The sequence below is a fragment of the Acinetobacter sp. CIP-A165 genome, from assembly GCF_000367985.1.
Lineage (GTDB): Bacteria > Pseudomonadota > Gammaproteobacteria > Pseudomonadales > Moraxellaceae > Acinetobacter.
This window is the reverse complement of sequence record NZ_KB849206.1, coordinates 133816-151234: the sequence shown is the minus strand read 5'-3', so window position 1 is coordinate 151234 and position 17419 is coordinate 133816. Positions and strand designations below refer to the sequence as shown.

At 41.5% G+C, this 17419-nt stretch carries 17 protein-coding genes; 11 read left to right on the top strand and 6 right to left on the bottom strand.

Features of this window, described 5'->3' with window-relative positions:
- Positions 1-19 precede the first annotated feature (19 nt).
- On the top strand, positions 20-601 hold the full coding sequence (locus F991_RS15000; RefSeq protein WP_004673061.1) for a histidine phosphatase family protein: 582 nt from the start codon (positions 20-22) through the stop codon (positions 599-601).
- 51 nt (positions 602-652) lie between these two features.
- Here the strand turns inward: F991_RS15000 and hemF are convergent, their stop codons facing one another.
- On the bottom strand, positions 653-1594 hold the full coding sequence (gene hemF, locus F991_RS14995) for an oxygen-dependent coproporphyrinogen oxidase (RefSeq protein ID WP_004673060.1): 942 nt from the start codon (positions 1592-1594) through the stop codon (positions 653-655).
- 92 nt (positions 1595-1686) lie between these two features.
- Positions 1687-2289, bottom strand: coding sequence for a GTP cyclohydrolase II (gene ribA, locus F991_RS14990; RefSeq protein ID WP_004673058.1), 603 nt, complete (start codon positions 2287-2289; stop codon positions 1687-1689).
- Positions 2290-2593: 304 nt separating this feature from the next.
- Here ribA and dxs point away from each other — a divergent pair, with 304 nt between their 5' ends.
- The 9 genes from dxs to F991_RS14940 all read left to right on the top strand — a co-directional run bounded on the left by dxs (position 2594) and on the right by F991_RS14940 (position 12335).
- Positions 2594-4492, top strand: coding sequence for a 1-deoxy-D-xylulose-5-phosphate synthase (dxs, locus tag F991_RS14985; protein ID WP_004673057.1), 1899 nt, complete (start codon positions 2594-2596; stop codon positions 4490-4492).
- Between the two features lie 364 nt (positions 4493-4856).
- Complete coding sequence (locus tag F991_RS14980; RefSeq protein ID WP_004673055.1) at positions 4857-5687, top strand: inositol monophosphatase family protein; 831 nt, start codon at positions 4857-4859, stop codon at positions 5685-5687.
- A 41-nt stretch (positions 5688-5728) separates the two neighbouring features.
- Positions 5729-6301: a shikimate kinase gene (locus F991_RS14975; RefSeq protein WP_004673052.1), complete on the top strand. Its 573-nt coding sequence runs from the start codon at positions 5729-5731 to the stop codon at positions 6299-6301.
- A 432-nt stretch (positions 6302-6733) separates the two neighbouring features.
- A complete protein-coding gene (locus tag F991_RS14970) occupies positions 6734-8722 on the top strand; it encodes a DEAD/DEAH box helicase (RefSeq protein WP_004673051.1) in 1989 nt (662 codons plus the stop codon).
- A gap of 406 nt (positions 8723-9128) precedes the next feature.
- A complete protein-coding gene (locus F991_RS14960; protein ID WP_004673048.1) occupies positions 9129-9947 on the top strand; it encodes an ABC transporter ATP-binding protein in 819 nt (272 codons plus the stop codon).
- On the top strand, positions 9944-10720 hold the full coding sequence (gene mlaE / locus F991_RS14955) for a lipid asymmetry maintenance ABC transporter permease subunit MlaE (protein ID WP_004673046.1): 777 nt from the start codon (positions 9944-9946) through the stop codon (positions 10718-10720). Before F991_RS14960 ends, mlaE begins: the two co-directional genes overlap by 4 nt.
- On the top strand, positions 10720-11382 hold the full coding sequence (locus F991_RS14950) for an outer membrane lipid asymmetry maintenance protein MlaD (RefSeq protein ID WP_004673043.1): 663 nt from the start codon (positions 10720-10722) through the stop codon (positions 11380-11382). The genes mlaE and F991_RS14950 overlap by 1 nt, the downstream gene beginning before the upstream one ends.
- A gap of 21 nt (positions 11383-11403) precedes the next feature.
- Entirely contained in the window at positions 11404-12036 is a 633-nt protein-coding gene (locus tag F991_RS14945; RefSeq protein ID WP_004673042.1) for an MlaC/ttg2D family ABC transporter substrate-binding protein, read from the top strand.
- Between the two features lie 11 nt (positions 12037-12047).
- Positions 12048-12335 carry an STAS domain-containing protein gene (locus tag F991_RS14940; protein ID WP_004673040.1) on the top strand — a complete coding sequence of 96 codons (288 nt, stop codon included), beginning with the start codon at positions 12048-12050 and terminating at the stop codon, positions 12333-12335.
- Positions 12336-12385: 50 nt separating this feature from the next.
- Here the strand turns inward: F991_RS14940 and F991_RS14935 are convergent, their stop codons facing one another.
- A complete protein-coding gene (locus tag F991_RS14935) occupies positions 12386-12937 on the bottom strand; it encodes a hypothetical protein (protein ID WP_004673039.1) in 552 nt (183 codons plus the stop codon).
- A gap of 1 nt (position 12938) precedes the next feature.
- The gene (locus F991_RS14930; protein ID WP_004673037.1) at positions 12939-13955 is read right to left on the bottom strand and encodes a CorA family divalent cation transporter; all 1017 of its coding nucleotides are present in this window, start codon (positions 13953-13955) and stop codon (positions 12939-12941) included.
- 382 nt (positions 13956-14337) lie between these two features.
- Here F991_RS14930 and F991_RS14925 point away from each other — a divergent pair, with 382 nt between their 5' ends.
- Complete coding sequence (locus F991_RS14925; protein WP_171063501.1) at positions 14338-14733, top strand: NUDIX hydrolase; 396 nt, start codon at positions 14338-14340, stop codon at positions 14731-14733.
- On the opposite strand, the gene F991_RS14920 is transcribed toward F991_RS14925, so the two are convergent.
- Positions 14687-15373, bottom strand: coding sequence for a ComF family protein (locus tag F991_RS14920; RefSeq protein WP_004673033.1), 687 nt, complete (start codon positions 15371-15373; stop codon positions 14687-14689). The genes F991_RS14925 and F991_RS14920 overlap by 47 nt on opposite strands.
- Positions 15366-17411, bottom strand: a complete 2046-nt coding sequence (recG, locus tag F991_RS14915; RefSeq protein ID WP_004673031.1) for an ATP-dependent DNA helicase RecG — start codon at positions 17409-17411, stop codon at positions 15366-15368. Before recG ends, F991_RS14920 begins: the two co-directional genes overlap by 8 nt.
- Positions 17412-17419: the final 8 nt, after the last annotated feature.

The following is a 17419-nucleotide window of genomic DNA, read 5'->3' as shown; positions in this document are numbered from 1 at the left end:
AAGGAAGCTAAATTTTATCATGAGTATTTTTCTAATTCGACATGCAGAAAGTGAAGCTAATATCAATGGTCGGACTTTATCCCATGCTTCGATTTCGTTGAGTGAAAATGGCAAAAGACAAGCAGAAAAGCTCTGCGCAGCATTGCCTCGAATAGATCATGTCATCATTTCTAAATACCAGAGAACTTATCAGACAGCAGAACCCATCTTGCAAAAATATCAACTAATACCAGAGATCAATGAGAGTTTACATGAGTTTAGTTATTTGTCTGAAAGAAAATGTGCCAATACCAATTTAGGTGATCGTAAGCTTTGGGTGAATGCATATTGGGAGAGAATGGATTGCCATTTTCGTGATGCGGATGATGCAGAATCCTTCGAAGATCTTTATATCCGAGTACAGAATTTTCATGAGCAAATAAAGCAATTGGCTGATGATTATATAGAAAAGAACTTAGTCGTATTGAGTCATGGGCAATTTTTACAGTTATTGATGACTTTGATCAAGCGACCTCAGCCCTTGAGCCGAGAATTGATGCGAAATTTTAGAGCAGATTTAATCAATTATCCTATTAAAAATACCCAGATATTTTTATTCTAAAGTTTAAATAATTTATCCCTAACGGAGTTTATTAGGGATAAATGAACTTTATTACTTGTTTAATCCCAACCAATCTCTTGGTTTTAAATAATAATCAGTGAGGCGTTTTTCGATCGAATCTGCATCCCACTCAGGGCGATAAGACCAACCTGCAAGATTCGGTAAACTGACTAAGATGGATTCAATCCTTCCACCTGTTTGTAGGCCGAATAAAGTGCCACGATCATAAACTAAATTATATTCAACATAACGACCACGGCGATATAGTTGGAATTCACGTTGCGCTTCGGTATAAGGCTGCTCACGATGCTTTTCAAAAATCGGTAAGATCGCTTCTAAATAACCATTACCTACGGCTTGCATATATTTAAAACAAGTTTCGAAATCCCATTGGTTGAGATCATCAAAGAATAAGCCACCGACACCACGCTGTTCATCACGATGTTTTAAGTAGAAGTAATCATCACACCATTGCTTGTGTTCGGCATACACCTCATCGCCAAATGGTTGACATAGATCATGTGCTGTTTGATGCCAGTTTTGAATGTCTTGATCATCTGGATAGAACGGTGTGAGGTCAAAGCCACCACCAAACCACCAAACAGGATCTTGCCCTTCTGGCTCAGCCACAAATAAGCGTACGTTGGCGTGTGAGGTTGGGATATTTGGATTTTTCGGGTGAATGACCAGTGACACGCCTAAAGCCTGAGCCTTTGCACCTGCGATTTGTGGGTGACGTTCAGTTGCTGAGGCGGGGAGTTTACTGATATTGATGTGGGAGAACATCACACCACCTTTTTCAATCACTTCACCATTCTGCAAAACTCGTGAGCGACCACCGCCACCTTCGGTTCGTTGCCAATCATCAATGATAAACTCAGCGGTTCCGCCGCCTGCACGTTCCTGTTGCTCTAGTCCTGCACAAATTCGTGCTTGTAGATCGAGTAAAAACTCGCGTACACGTTGAATATCAGCTGAAGTTGGATGCTGCATGATGATCCTCTTGAGGTGATCTAGGAATTAGTAACATCAAAACATAAATCCATAATAAAAGTAAGGGATTTTTATTTTTTATAATATATGATTTAAAAATCATCTTTTTGGTAAAGATGATCCATACGTTCACGTTTGGTTTTTAAATATTGTTCATTGAATGGATTGTGTCCAACCGTCAGCGGAACACGCTCAATCACTTTAACACCAAGATCAGTCAATGCTTTTAATTTTAAAGGATTATTGGTGATCAATTTCACTTCTTTGACTTGAAGGTGATCCAGCATGATGCTGCACATATCATAACGACGTGCATCGGCAGGCAGGTTTAATAATAAGTTAGCATCAACGGTATCATGACCTTGATCTTGTAAGGCATAGGCACGGATTTTATTGGTTAAACCAATCCCGCGACCTTCTTGGCGTAGATATAAAATCACGCCTTGACCTGTCTCATTAATCAACTGTTGTGTGGCTTGTAATTGTGGGCCACAATCACATTTGAGCGACGCGAAAGCATCACCTGTTAAGCATTCTGAATGGATACGGACTAACACTGGTTGTGTTGGAGTCGTATCTAAACCTTTCGAAAGCGCCACATGTTCTTCGCCCGTTTCAGGATCTTGAAACACAGAAATATTGAAGTCACCAAAAGCAGTTGGTAGCTTTGATGTTGCAATAAATTCAATCGGCACAGAGAGCTCACTCGTATCATAAAAACAATCAAAGTATAGCTTAATGTGTGAAGATTGCGTGAATCGGAATTTCTGATTTTTCACATAAGTTTTTCTTTTTCATAGAAAGCACACAATAATGGTTGATAAACAGTGACATAATTCAGGATAATCTGCGAGTCAGTCTTTTAGATTGGCATAAGAGTGTTCAGCACTGCATCATTCGCACATGTGGCTGATTGAAGGTAGATCCTATTTAATTGTATGATTGCCCCCATTTAACCCAGCTTCGGATTTGCCAGGCTTAAAAAGGCTTTGCCACATTATGTTGTATACCGAAATTCCAACTCAACGTCCTGTGACGGTACTGTTAGATGAAATTGATCATCCACAACAGTTACGACAGCTCGCGCAAAGCCAACTCGCACAAGTGGCGGATGAGTTACGTCAATATATTTTGTATGCAGCAGGACAGAGTGGTGGTCACTTCGGCGCAAACCTAGGCGTCATTGAACTTACTGTTGCCTTACATTATTGCTTTAATACGCCAAGTGACCGTTTGGTTTGGGATGTGGGGCATCAAGCTTATCCGCATAAAGTTTTAACTGGTCGCCGTGAGCAAATCACAACAATTCGCAGTAAAAATGGCTTAGCCGCTTTTCCAGCGCGAGAAGAATCTGAATTTGATACCTTTGGCGTAGGACATTCATCGACGGCAATTTCTGCTGGTTTGGGGATGGCACTGGCTCGTCGATACCAAAAAGATCCATGTGATGTAGTGGCGATTGTGGGTGATGGTGCAATGACAGCGGGTATGGCATTTGAAGCTATGAACGATGCAGTAGCTCATGATGCTGATTTAATTGTGGTCCTCAATGACAATGACATGTCGATTTCATGCAGTACGGGTGGTTTTGCCAAACACTTAGCCGCGATTTGGGAGTCGGGTCAGTTCGTCAATGTGAATGAGTTAGGTGAAGCCTATATTCAGCCACATCCGAAATGGACCTACAACTCACGCTTACATCAATCCGCAACTGATGCAGCAGATAATTTATTTAAAGCGATTGGTTTTGACTATTTTGGCCCATTTGATGGTCATGATGTCGAGCAACTCGCGCAAGTGTTCCATGCATTAAAAAAACGAAAAGGTCCGCGTTTAGTTCACGTTTATACTAAAAAAGGCAAAGGTTTTGCACCTGCAGAAGCCGATCCAATTACCTATCACGCGATTACTAAAATTGCACCAGCAGCATCTGCACCAATAAAAAAATCACCTCCTAAATATTCAGATGTATTTGGGCAGTGGTTGTGCGATGAAGCAGCGCAAGATGAGCGTTTATTGGCGATTACTCCAGCGATGTGTGAAGGATCGGGCATGGTGAAATTTGCCCAGCAATATCCTGAACGTTTTTTTGATGTCGCAATTGCAGAACAACATGCTGTGACATTAGCAGCAGGTATGGCGTGTGAAGGTTTAAAACCAGTCGTTGCAATTTATTCAACCTTTTTGCAACGTGGTTATGATCAATTGATCCATGATGTTGCTTTACAAAATTTAGATGTGACTTTTGGTATTGATCGTGCAGGTTTAGTCGGTGAAGATGGTCCAACGCATGCTGGTGCATACGATTATGCCTTTATGCGCACTGTACCGAATATGGTGATCATGGCACCAAAAGATGAAAATGAATGTCGACAAATGCTACATACCGCCTATTTGTATAATGGACCGACTGCGGTACGTTATCCACGTGGTGCAGGTGTGGGTGTCGATATTCAAGAGAAAATGACTGCTTTAGAGATTGGTAAAGCCGAGATCGTAGCTGAATTTAATGTCAATGCATCGCAACAGATCAGTATTTTGGCTTTTGGTAGTCGAGTAACAGCTTCAGTTCAAGCCGCAGAGCTATTTGCAAATAAATATCCAATCGGTATCCGTGTCATCAATATGCGTTTTGTTAAACCGCTTGATGAACAAATGATTCGTGATTTAGCTGATAACACACAGCTTTTTGTCACGGTTGAGGAGCATGCTGTGATGGCAGGTGCGGGTAGTGCAGTAAATGAATTTTTGGCACACGCTAAAATTGTTAAACCAATCTTGAATTTGGGTCTGCCAGATGCATTTTTGCTTCAAGCTTCCCATCAACAAATGTTGCAAGACTGTGGCTTAGATGCGTCTGGTATTTTTAAGTCAATTGAGCAATTTGGGTTAGTATAATTTAGCATCTGATGATCTAAGTCGTCTGTACTATCGTGTGGCGGCATCCATGCCGTCTGTTGGACTGCGGCAGGGATGTACGTACCGTCAGTCCAACACATGCTTTTGCTTACTTTGTGCAAAAACAAAGTAAGTCCAGCCGAAGGCTTATCCTGAACATGGATGAGAGCTTGGCAAGAATCTATGACCTATTTATGATTTATAAGCATTTATTTTTATAGTAACGATTACATATGGGTTATATGTGAGTGTGAAATAATTTTTAGCAACATTTTTTCCCTAAAAGTGCTCAGATTTGATAGAATGCGGGCGCTTTTATGCATTATTCTTTGTCAAAATCTTCGAAATTTGTAGTGGGTGTTCAATGGAACCTATGGTGGTTATGGCTGCGCGTGCGGCTCAAACAGTTGGTCAAGAGCTTTTAAAGGCACATCAAAATCGTCATAAACTCGATTTACAAGTTGAAGATAAAGGCATTGATGGTCCAGTGACGCGTGTTGACCGTTACTTGGAACAACTTACTATCGATACTCTCCGTAAAAGTTATAAAAACCATAGTTTTCATGGTGAAGAGTTTGGATTTCAAGAAGGTAAAGGACACGACGCTGATTGGTGTTGGGTTATTGATCCTTTAGATGGCACACAAAACTTCATTAATGGTTTCCCGCATTTCTGTATTTCTATTGCTGTACAACACAAAGGTGTAACGCAACACGGTGTGATCTACGATCCAGTACGTGATGAATTGTTCTCTGCAAGTCGCGGTCGCGGCGCGGTCATGAATCAACGTCGTATCCGTGTGAATACAAGTGAAACTTTAGAAAATACCTCGCTTGCTGTTGGTCATCCATTCCGTGCACAACGTGATGGAGAAATCGTTTCGTATGCCGAACAGCATTTTGCTTCATTATTGGCTGTGACTAAAGCGGGTGCACAAATTCGTCGTGCAGGTTCTGCTGCTTTAGATTTAGCTTATGTTGCAGCGGGTCGTTTTGATGGTTTCTTTGAGCTAGGCTTGAAACCGTGGGATATTGCTGCGGGTGAGTTGATTGTGAAAGAAGCGGGCGGTGCGATGGTTGATGCTCGTGGTGGTAATGATTCATTTGAAAATGGTCAAGTGATTGCTTGTTCATTGAAAATGTTAAAACCATTGATGCAAGCAGTTGTTCCTGCTTGGGGTGTTGCTGCAAAATAATTCGAATTTCTGGAAAGCCCTCAAATTTTGAGGGCTTTTTTATGCGAGATTGGAAAATAAGGTTAAATAAATTGCTGATCTATTTTATTGGTCCCGGTGGAGTTGGCAAGACGACAACAGCAAAATTACTCGCATTTCAGTCGGGATTTGATTGTTATGATTTAGATGAGTATTTTATGAAAATTGAAGGGGACATTTCTAAATACATTGTGGAGCATGGCTATAACAAGTATGCAGTGCGTAATTTTCAGTTATTTTTAACGCTCCGAGCAAAATATCATGCGAATAGAATAACAATCATTGTGTGCTCATCGGGATTTATGACTTATCCAAACGATATTGATCAAAACTATATAAAAGTAAAAGATGAAATAGAAAACCATATTTTTACTTTCCTATTTTTGCCTTCATTGGATTTGGAGACGTGTGTGAAAGAGGTTTTAACTAGGCAGATGAACCGAACATATTTGAATCTTGTTATTGAAAAAGAAGAACTAAAAATTAGAGCGCGCTTTGAGCTATATTCTAAGCTGGATTGTCGAATTATTCTGACAGACGAGAAGCCTGAACGGGTCGCTCAAAAAGTTAAAGTGGTGTTGAAAACACGATGCTAAGTATTTATTGATAAATAAAGCATATAAGGTATATTAATTAAATAACTGATAAATGGCTTATTTTTATTGAAAAGTAGCTTGTTAGGCGATAAATAAAGACAACTTAATAGGAAAAACAATTAAAAAGCGTGACATTCTTAAACTTTCTGCTATACTCCGCCCACGCACTGAAATTCCAGTTCATTACCTGAACATTCTGTTCTATTCATATTTTGCGCTCGCTGTCCATAGAGAGGACCACATCTTGCGCCCAAATCGCTTAGCGATTCTTCAGGTTGAAGCAGTAATCAAGCGTGCGTTTAGTCCACATCGTCGTTATTCGGATCGCCGCTGAATCTCATTTATTTTCAGCTTGAGTCGCTTTGCCGCCTGTTGCCGATGTCTATTTTTTGTATTTATTAAAATGGAGCACCCACAAGGGTGAAACTCTCTATGAGCAAAACTTTTGCCGAATTTTCATTACATGAAACCTTACAACAAGCGCTTGAAGGTTTAGGTTTTACTACCCCAACTCCTGTACAAGAACAAGCAATTCCTGCTGCATTAGAAGGAAAAGACTTATTAGTTTCTAGCCAGACAGGTTCTGGTAAAACTGCAGCATTTTTATTGCCTACACTTAACTCTTTAGCGGGCGAAGAAGCATTTGCTTCTTTTAAAGACCGTATGAAAGCAGTGACTCAACCTACGATTTTAGTTATTTCTCCTACTCGTGAGTTGGCACAACAAGTAAGTCAAGATGCGATTGCATTGGTACGTCACATGAAAGGTGTTCGTATTGCTGCGATTATGGGCGGTATGCCTTTTGGTAAACAAATTCAACAGCTTAAAGGTGCGCAAGTTGTCGTTGCAACGCCTGGTCGTTTGCTTGATCTTGTTAACCGTCGTCAAATTAAATTAGATAAAGTTGAATCATTAATCGTTGATGAAGCAGACCGTATGCTTGATCTAGGTTTCTCTGAAGATCTAGAAGCAATTGGTGAATTAGCTGCAAATCGTAAACAAACATTAATGTTCTCTGCGACATTTGCAGATCGTATTATTCGTCTTGCTGAACGTATGATGAATAACCCTGTACGTATCGCAATCGAAACGGGTCACAGTACCAATACTGATGTTACTCAAACATTGCATTGGACTGATGGTTTCGAGCACAAGAAAAAATTACTTACGCATTGGTTGTCTGATGAATCAGTAGATCAAGCAGTTGTATTTGCGAGCACGCAAGAAGATACCGATATGCTTGCTGAAGAGTTAGCTGAAGCGGGTCACTCTGTTGTTGCGTTGCACGGTGCAATGCCACAAACAGTTCGTAACCGTCGTTTACGTAGTATCCGTGAAGGTCGTGCAAAAATCTTAGTTGCAACTGATGTTGCAGCGCGTGGTTTAGACGTACCAACCATTTCTCACGTGATTAACTTCGGTTTACCAATGAAAAATGAAGACTATGTACACCGTATCGGTCGTACAGGTCGTGCAGGTCGTTCAGGTCAAGCAATTACTTTAGCGACTTACCGTGAACGCGGTAAAATCCGTGCTTTAGAAGATTATTTAGATGCACGTTTAAGTGTTTCTGAAATTGAAGGTTTAGAGCCATCTCCACCTCCTGCTCGTTCAGGTCGTGATGGTGGTGGTCGCGGTCGCAGTGGTAATGGCGGTGGCGGTGCTGGTCGTGGTCGTAGCGGCAATGGTGGCGGCGGTCGTCGTTTTGAAGGCGAAAGCAACTTCAAACGTCGTGAAGGTGGTGATGACCGTCCACGTCGTAGCTTTGATGATAAACCACGTGGTGATCGTCCATCTTATGGTGATGATCGTCCTAAGCGTGATTTTGGTGATCGTCCACCACGCCGTGAAGGTGGGTTTGGTGATCGTCCACAACGTAGCTTCGGTGGCGAAGATCGTCCACGCCGCGACTTTAATTCAGATCGTCCACGCCGTGAAGGTGCTGTAGATGATCGTCCTAAGCGTGATTTTGGTGATCGTCCACCACGCCGTGAGGGTGGTTTTGGTGATCGTCCACCACGTCGTGAAGGTGGTTTTAATGATAAACCGCGTTTTGAATCAAATGATGACAACCGTGGTAACCGTGTAGATTATAAACCACGTCGTGAGGGTGGTTTTGGTGACCGTCCTAAGCGTGATTTTGGTGATCGTCCAGCAGCTCCACGTGAAGGTGGTTTTGGTGACCGTCCTAAACGTAGCTTTGGTGGTGATGATCGTCCAAAACGTACTTTCGGTGGTGAAGACCGTCCTAAGCGTACTTTCGGTGGCGAAGATCGTCCAAAACGTACTTTTGGTGGTGAAGATCGTCCTAAGCGTACTTTCGGTGGTGAAGATCGTCCGAAACGTGATTTTGGTGATCGCCCAGCAGCACCGCGTGAAGGTGGCTTCGGTGGTGACCGTCGTCGGAAAAACGATTATTAATTGATAAAAAAGAAGCCAGTTGAAAAACTGGCTTTTTTATTTATGCATAGTCATGTAAAATAATAAAAATGTGCACTAGTTCAAACTTTGAATAAGAAATGAATAGGATGAAACAAAACAACAGCTTTTTAAATCAAATATGGTCTTTTACCTGTAATGAAGGACTGCCGTGTCTTTTTGTCATTATGATGCTGTGTAATGGTTTATTTTTTGCCTATGCGGTTTTTGATCAAAGTAATCCCGATCGTTTAAATGCAAATTTTCACCAAACGACCAGCGAAGTTGATTCAAAGAATAACTACATAAACTAAATAATCTTGATACATCCCTTATCAAAATAAAAACAACGATTTAATCTTTTGGTGTATAGTATGCGTGCATAAAAAGTGCAGGAATGAATGCCATTATGAATAACAAATCTCCTCTCGATGCTGAAGCCTTAATTGAAGTTAGAAACTTGAGCTTTAATCGAGGAGACCGCGTCATTTATGACGATATCAGCCTTAAAATTCGACGTGGTCAAATCACAGCAATTATGGGTCCATCTGGTACAGGTAAAACTACTTTATTACGTTTGATTGGAGGACAGCTTAGTCCTGATCAAGGTAAGGTTTTACTTGATGGTAAAAATATTGCATCAATGTCACGTCTTGAGTTGTTCGCTGCACGTGCACGTATGGGAATGTTATTTCAAAGTGGTGCATTATTTACAGATATGTCTGTGTATGAAAATGTTGCATTTCCGATTCGAGCACACACCAAGTTGCCTGAGCACCTGATTGCAGAGTTGGTGGCATTAAAGCTTGAGTCTGTAGGATTACGCGGTGCTGAACAACTCATGCCTACAGAACTATCGGGCGGGATGAATCGCCGAGTTGCTTTAGCACGTGCCATTGCACTTGATCCTGAATTGATTATGTATGACGAACCCTTTGCAGGCCAAGATCCGATCGTGAAAGGGATTTTGACGCGTTTGATTCGTTCACTACGAGAAGCATTAGATTTAACAACGATTATCGTCTCTCATGATGTGGCAGAGACTTTGTCGATTGCAGATTACATTTATGTGGTTGCAGAAGGCAAAATTCAGGGTGAAGGTACACCTGAACAATTAAAAACACATGCTTCACCATTTGTACGTCAGTTTTTAACAGGTTCGGTTGAGGGGCCTGTCGAATATCAATTTACTCACCAAGCATATTTAGATAACGAGGTTCGTCCATGAATACGATTGCCTGGTTAGGTAGACTCGTTATTGAGCGAATAAAGGGGATTGGTGCTGCGTCACTGATGCTCCTGCAAATTTTATTTTCGATGCCATCAAAAGGTGGTTTTCAACGTTTTATTTATCAGATGCATCGTGTCGGGGTGATGTCTTTATTGATCATTGCTGTTTCTGGTTTATTTATCGGTTTGGTCTTGGGTTTGCAAGGTTACTCGATTTTGGTCAATGTCGGTAGTGAGTCCATTTTAGGCACGATGGTGTCTTTAACTTTGCTGCGTGAACTTGCACCCGTGGTTGCTGCGTTATTATTTGCAGGACGCGCAGGCTCGGCTTTGACGGCTGAAATTGGCTCGATGAAACAGAGTGAGCAACTCGCCAGCATGGAAATGATTGGTGTTGATCCACTGCGTCAGATTGTATCACCACGCTTATGGGCGGGGATTGTGAGTTTGCCGATGTTAACTGTGATTTTTGCTGCGATTGGTATTATCGGTGGCAAAATGGTCGGCGTCGATTTCCTTGGTGTGGATGAAGGTTCATTCTGGGGCGGTATGCAAAGTAGTGTGCAGTTTGGGCACGATGTTGTAAATGGTATTATTAAAAGTATTGTTTTCGCTCTAATTTGTACATGGGTAGCGGTGTATCAAGGTTATGCCTGTGATCCAACGCCCGAAGGTATTGCGACGTCTATGACCAGAACAGTCGTATATTCTTCGCTTTGTGTATTAGGTTTTGATTTCGTGTTGACTGCGGTCATGTTCGGAGGGATTTAATGAAATCACGTATTAGTGAGCTGGCCGTTGGTGTTTTTGTCATTGTCTTCGGTATTGCCTTATTTTTTCTTGCGATGAAAGTCAGCGGCTTAGCAGGTACCAACCTGCGTGATAGTTATAGTATGACGGCTCAATTTGACAACGTAAATGGTTTAAAAGCACGTGCAAAAGTGACCATGAGTGGTGTAACGATTGGTCGTGTTGAATCTATTACGCTTGATCCAGTCTCGCGCCTAGCAACCGTCAAATTTGATTTAGATGGTAAGCTCACCAGTTTTAATGCAGAACAATTAAAAGTCGTGCAGCAAAATGCATTGGAAGAATTGCACTACAGTTCTGATTATCAGCAAGCAGATGAGACGAAACAAAAAGCAATGGAACAGCAACTGATCAGTAACATGACCTCCATTACTAGTCTCGATGAAGATGCTTATATAATGGTAGCAACCAATGGTTTATTGGGTGAAAAATATTTGAAAGTTATTCCAGGTGGTGGCGTGGACTACTTAAAACGTGGTGATGTGGTTTCAAATACCCAAGGCACAATGGATCTAGAAGATTTAATCAGTAAGTTTATTACGGGTGGCGGTGCGAGCAAAGTTGCATCGGGCACTGAAACTTCAGCAACACAGTCAGATGCCGAACCATCTTTTGCTGAATAATCGTATTTAGGAGTTTTTAAAGTGAACACATTATTGAAACAAACTCTAACGGCAAGCGTATTGTCAGCTATGCTTGCAACTACAGCTTTTGCAGCTCCGACAGAGACGCCACCTGATTTTGTTAAACGTGTAGCAGATGGTTTGGTTACTCGATTAAAAGCAGATCACGCAAAGTTGCAAAATAATCCTCAATTAGTTAATACGATTATTCGTCAAAACCTTGATCCGTTTGTTGATTCACAAGCTTTCACGCGTATCGTGCTAGGAACTTATGCCAATAATCAGCATACCAATGCAGCGCAACGTGCTCAGTTTGAGAAAAACTTCCGCGAAGTGATTATTGAAAACTATGGTAGTGCCTTTGCTAAATACACAAATCAAAGCTATACCATGCGTCCTTATAAAGCCAGCAACAGCAAAAATCCAGTTGTTACTTTGGACTTTTTAAACAATGGTGAAAAGATTCCTGTATCTTTCCAGTTGATTGATAAAGGTGATCAATGGAAAATCCGTAATGTAAATGTGGCGGGGATCGACTTAGGTTTGCAATTCCGTAATCAGTTTGCTGCTACGGTTCAGCGTAATGGTGGTGACATCAATAAAGCGATTGCAACTTTTAAACCTGATGCAGATGCAGCAGTCACTAAAAAATAAGTAGGTGAAGGGTGATTCAGTATATTGATCAGCAACTTATCGTTCCTAAGACGATTGATTTTGAAAATGCAGAGCAGGTTTACCAATCGGGCTTAGTGCATATTCAACAACATCGGCATTTTCCTTTGACTGTTGATCTTGCTCAGCTTGAACAGGGCAGCACCTTGTCTCTCGCTGTATTAGTGCAATGGTTGCGTCAAACCCCTGAAAGTAAAGGGCTGCATTTTAAAAATGTCCCTGAGAAAATGCTGAAAATCATCCAAGCTTGTCATTTAGAAGATGACCTTATCTTGATTTGATATTGTATGAATCGAAAAAAGAGCTTTTTTATAAAGCTCTTTTTTTATATTTATGATTTTGGAAAGGCTGAAAAAAGAGCCTGACAAGTTGGATATTTTGTGCGTAATTTTTTGAGATAATAAGATTGATCGTATGCTAAAAAACCATCTAATAATTTGATGGATGTGGTGTGGTCATCATGACAATTATTATTTTTCCGGTTCCACGCTAGGAACGGTACAATTGGCTGGTCTATAGACAGGATATTATTTTGACACCGTAACAGTGCTAAAGAGCCCACAGTATAGTTTTGTGGTTTATCTTGATTAGGGGCGTAGGCTAAGCCAATGATTAAATCATTCTTTTTTATATTTTTAAGTGGGAACTGACTCTGCCATTGTTTCGGCTTTGAACGCATTATCCATGTTCTAAAGCCTTGGAAGATAAAACGGGAATTACTTATAGCTAAGTGGTAATGATCTGTAGATGCTATCTTCTGAACAGCTTGAAGACGTGCAATAAACACGTCATCTGGTGAATACGGTGCACAAGCAAAAGCGGTCGGAATGAATAGAATTGATCCTAGAATAGGCATACTCAAAAAAAGAGAATTGCCTTTCATGCTAAATCCATTTCTTCCAGCGGAAATAAAGTGTTGGTCCGGTTAAAAATGTTAAAACCAATGTAATCACAATCCAAAAGCTTGTATCCCCTTGCGCAAAAGGCAAAACATCGGTGTTCATGCCATAAATACTGGCAATTAACATCGGTGGCGCAAGCATACTTGGTAAAATTGAGAAACGTTTAAAGGTCTCATTCATTTCAGTATTTGCAAAACCAGTGGTGATATCGAGTAAGAATTTAAGTTTTTGAAACAGGAACGCATTATGTTCTAGTAAAGAACGAACATCCTCACTCATTTCTCGAATATCTGCATCATATATATGGCTACCCAAGGCACGTGGACGTGACAGAAAAGACAACACACGACGTAAGTCTGTAAGACAGAGTTGTGCTTTTCCTAACATGTCTTCTTGATGTGCGAGATTTGTAATCATGTCGTCAAGATCAAGAATTTGTTCGCGGTGATGATCATTGAGAACTTCTGCGGAGTACTCTTCAAGATAACGATGGGTATCTTCTAAAATGTCTGAAAGTTCATCTAGTTTAGCTTCCAATAAACCTAATAAAATCCAAACTGGATCTTTATAGTCCATCTCATAATCATTGCGTCTCGCTCTTGCTCTAAATGCTCTAAATGCGACTAATTTCTCACCACGAAGTGTGATGAGTCGGTTTTTCTCAAGCAAGAAAGCAACTGTGTGTACCGTTGCAGCAAGGGTGTTTTCAAGATCTTCTTGTTCACGATCTGACTGGAAATTTTTGTTCTTGGTGAGAAAGTAAGTACTGATATGTAAAATACCTTCATCATCACGATAAAAACGTGCCGATGAGGAAATGTCTTCGAGTGATTTTAGGGTGGGTAGATTGCGATCATAGGCCTCGAGAACCCATTGTTGTTCTTCTTGGGAGGGCGCAATCAGATCAATCCAAACCAACTCAGGATGCAGATCAAATCCACCATTGATTGTTGCATCTTCTAGACTACCGCGCTCTGTGGCATAAAAGGCTTCAAGCATGTCTTTTTTCCTCGCGCAGTCAATATAAGGCCTTCTGCATTTTACAGAAAGTCAGCGTGTATTTTAGACAAGGATGAAACGAAAAACACTTGCCTAAACGTTATTTTCTTAAAAATCATGTTTTATAGCTTACTTTAGCAGCATGACAATTGGATAAAACAATTTTATTACTGAGAGTTTCATCTATTCTTTTGCTCATTCTACACGCAGTCATGATTTCATTTAATTTTAAATGGTTTTAATGCTGGCATAAGGGGGAGAAAGTCACTTAATAAGGGAAAAGATAGCGTTGCGGAACATGCATGCTTATTGGGTTGTTTTCTGCATTTTCGAGATCTAAAATAGCAGCCTGCTATTCAAACTCATGTTCGAGGAAGTCTCATTGAAAACAATTACTGTTGCTGCCGCGATTATCTTGAACGATCAGAATCAATTATTATTGGTCCGTAAACAGAATACACAGGCATTTATGCAAGTCGGCGGTAAATTAGAAGAAAATGAAGCCCCCGAGCTTGCGATTCAACGCGAGATTCTGGAAGAAATTGGTTGTGAATGCGAGATTAAACATTTTGTTGGACAGTTTGAAACTGCCGCAGCCAATGAGCCAGATCATGTTTTGGTGAGTTATGTTTATTCGGTTCAATTAAAACAAAAGCCGCAGATTGCAGCTGAAATTGCAGAGATGAAATGGATCGATTTGACTGACCAAGCAACGTTGTTAGCACCGTTGACTAGCGAAGTGGTGATCCCATGGTGTCAGCAAAATCGAATGAGCTAGGGTGGTCTTTTACTTGTCCCGCTGCGAGACATACGGCATAAATCTTCTGACAGCCAAGTTGTTCTAGAGCCTGAGAAAGTGCGGTGATAGAGCTGCCTGTGGTCATCACATCATCTAAGATCAGCACTTTTCTATAACGAATCTGATTGGATGGTTTTGCAACAAACTGCTGTTCAATATTCCCCAATCGTTCTAAGCGTGATAATCCCTTTTGCGAATGTTGCGCCAAGCGCTGTATCGGTTGCCAAACAGGGACATCTAATGTTTTACCGAGTGCGTTGGCTAACAGTAGGGTTTGATTGAAACCTCGTTCCACTAAGCGATCGGTTGAAATGGGCATCGGAACGATGGCGTGGACTTTTGGCAGTTTGAGCTGTAACAACACACCATTTAATAATCTTTGATGCTGTAATTTTTGTTCATATTTGAATTGTTGAATAATCCGATTGATCGGGTAGTCATAATGACAAGCGACATACACTTGTTGGTGATTGCGTTGGATTTGTTGTTTTAACCACGGCAATTGTTGCCAACAGCTTTGACAAACACCGAAATGTTGTTTGATGCCGACCTCACATAGACTACATGGCGTCACATAATCAAAAAGTCGTTGGGCGTGTGTACTGAGGGATTTAAACATAGGCATAACGCGGTGCTTTAGGTAACCAGCGTTTGAGTAAGCCTGCTGCGTGTTGTGGGTAATCTTTTAAAATCTGTTCCGCAACGTAGTGTGCTTGAGTTAGTAGGTGGTCATCACGTTCTAATCGTGCAACACGAAAGCCCATATCACCAGTTTGTTTAGTACCTAACAATTCGCCAGGTCCTCGTATTTCCAAGTCCTTTTCAGCAATCACGAAACCATCGTTACTTTCACGTAAAATAGAAAGCCGTTCCTGACCATTTTGCGACAAAGGGACTTTGTATAATAATGCGCAAAAACTCGCAGTAGCACCACGTCCAACTCGTCCACGGAGTTGATGTAACTGAGAAAGCCCCAAACGTTCTGCATTTTCAATCACCATAATCGATGCATTGGGAACGTCTACACCGACTTCGATGACGGTAGTGGCAATCAGCAGTTGTAGTTGGTTGTCTTTAAAGGCTTGCATGACTGATTGCTTCTCATCAGCTTTCATTTTGCCATGTACTAGACCAATGTTGATATCTGGAAAACGTTCTCTGATTTCCTGATAGGTGGCTTCTGCGGCTTGAGCATCTAAGGTCTCAGATTGCTCAACCAAGGTACAGACCCAATAGGCTTGTTTACCTTCGCGGCAGTTGGTTGCGATTCGTTGTAGGACTTGTTCACGACGATCTAATGGAATCGTCACGGTTTGAATCGGTGTGCGTCCTGGTGGCAGTTCATCAATAACCGATGTATCTAAATCACCATAAGCACTCATAGCGAGGGTACGGGGAATCGGGGTTGCCGTCATCACCAACTGATGGGGCGTAAATTGATCTACGCCTTTATTTCTAAGCGCAAGGCGCTGATCCACACCGAAGCGATGTTGTTCATCAATGATCACTAAGCCAAGTTTGGAAAATTCAACATTGTCTTGGAATAGTGCATGTGTGCCGACGATGAGCTGCGAATGTCCTGCTTTGATCTGTTGTTCGGCGTGCGTACGTGCTTTACCTTTCTGTTTGCCCGATAGCCATGCAACTTGAATCCCCAATGGCTCGAACCAACGTTTAAAGTTCAAATAATGCTGTTCAGCTAAGATTTCAGTGGGTGCCATCAATGCCACTTGCCAATCTGCTTCTAGCGCATGACAGGCCGCTACGGCAGCGACCAAGGTTTTACCTGCACCCACATCGCCTTGAACTAAGCGCAACATTGGTTGATCTTGTTTTAGATCTTGTAGAATTTCTTTGGAAACGCGTTTTTGTGCATTGGTCATTTGAAAGGGCAGTGCTTCTAAGAGTTTTTTTGCTAGAACTTTGCTGCTGCTAAAACGTGGCGCAGCGATCTGTCGAATAAAAGCACGACGAGTAAGTAAACTAATCTGGTGAGCCACTAATTCTTCAAAGATTAAGCGTTGCTGTGCGGGATGTGAGCCTTGATTGAGTTGCAGCATATTGGCATCAATCGGCGGTTCATGAATGTAATGTAGCGCTTGTTTGAGTTCGTAGCCATTGCTGTGTTGACTTGGTAGCAGTTCAGGCAGATCATCACTATGATGTTTCAAAGCCTGACGGACATATTCACGCAACTTTGGTTGCGTCAGACCTTCTGTACTTGGGTAGATCGCGGTGAGTTGAGTTTGTGGCAATGCGGTATGCTGGTGGATGACTTGAATTTCGGGATGATACAGTTCTAAACCACGGGCACCAACGCGTACTTCACCGAAGATGCGTAATCGAGCACCCATTTGGATACGATCAGTTAAGCCTTTATAGATATGATAAAAACGCAAAGTAACTTTGCCGAAATCATCTTGTAATAAAGCGGCAAGGGATTTTTTCTTTCCCGGTGGGAAATCGACGGATCTGACCTCACCTTCAAGCAAATAGCTGCGTCCAACAACCAACTGATTCATCGGAATAATCGTGCTACGATCTTCATAGTCACGGGGAAGATGAAACAATAAATCATCCGTGCTAAAAATATGAAGCTTTTCTAATAGGGTCGCTGCGCTAGCGCCAACGCCTTGTAACTGCTGGACTGAACTCATATTTGATC

What these genes read in the sequence shown, in the direction of transcription:
- F991_RS15000 (WP_004673061.1), top strand. Translation starts at nt 20, where the DNA reads ATGAGTATTTTTCTAATTCGACATGCAGAAAGTGAAGCTAATATCAAT.
- hemF (WP_004673060.1), bottom strand. Translation starts at nt 1,594, where the DNA reads ATGCAGCATCCAACTTCAGCTGATATTCAACGTGTACGCGAGTTTTTA.
- dxs (WP_004673057.1), top strand. Translation starts at nt 2,594, where the DNA reads ATGTTGTATACCGAAATTCCAACTCAACGTCCTGTGACGGTACTGTTA.
- F991_RS14980 (WP_004673055.1), top strand. Translation starts at nt 4,857, where the DNA reads ATGGAACCTATGGTGGTTATGGCTGCGCGTGCGGCTCAAACAGTTGGT.
- F991_RS14975 (WP_004673052.1), top strand. Translation starts at nt 5,729, where the DNA reads ATGCGAGATTGGAAAATAAGGTTAAATAAATTGCTGATCTATTTTATT.
- F991_RS14970 (WP_004673051.1), top strand. Translation starts at nt 6,734, where the DNA reads ATGAGCAAAACTTTTGCCGAATTTTCATTACATGAAACCTTACAACAA.
- F991_RS14960 (WP_004673048.1), top strand. Translation starts at nt 9,129, where the DNA reads ATGAATAACAAATCTCCTCTCGATGCTGAAGCCTTAATTGAAGTTAGA.
- mlaE (WP_004673046.1), top strand. Translation starts at nt 9,944, where the DNA reads ATGAATACGATTGCCTGGTTAGGTAGACTCGTTATTGAGCGAATAAAG.
- F991_RS14950 (WP_004673043.1), top strand. Translation starts at nt 10,720, where the DNA reads ATGAAATCACGTATTAGTGAGCTGGCCGTTGGTGTTTTTGTCATTGTC.
- F991_RS14935 (WP_004673039.1), bottom strand. Translation starts at nt 12,937, where the DNA reads ATGAAAGGCAATTCTCTTTTTTTGAGTATGCCTATTCTAGGATCAATT.
- F991_RS14930 (WP_004673037.1), bottom strand. Translation starts at nt 13,955, where the DNA reads ATGCTTGAAGCCTTTTATGCCACAGAGCGCGGTAGTCTAGAAGATGCA.
- F991_RS14920 (WP_004673033.1), bottom strand. Translation starts at nt 15,373, where the DNA reads ATGTTTAAATCCCTCAGTACACACGCCCAACGACTTTTTGATTATGTG.
- recG (WP_004673031.1), bottom strand. Translation starts at nt 17,411, where the DNA reads ATGAGTTCAGTCCAGCAGTTACAAGGCGTTGGCGCTAGCGCAGCGACC.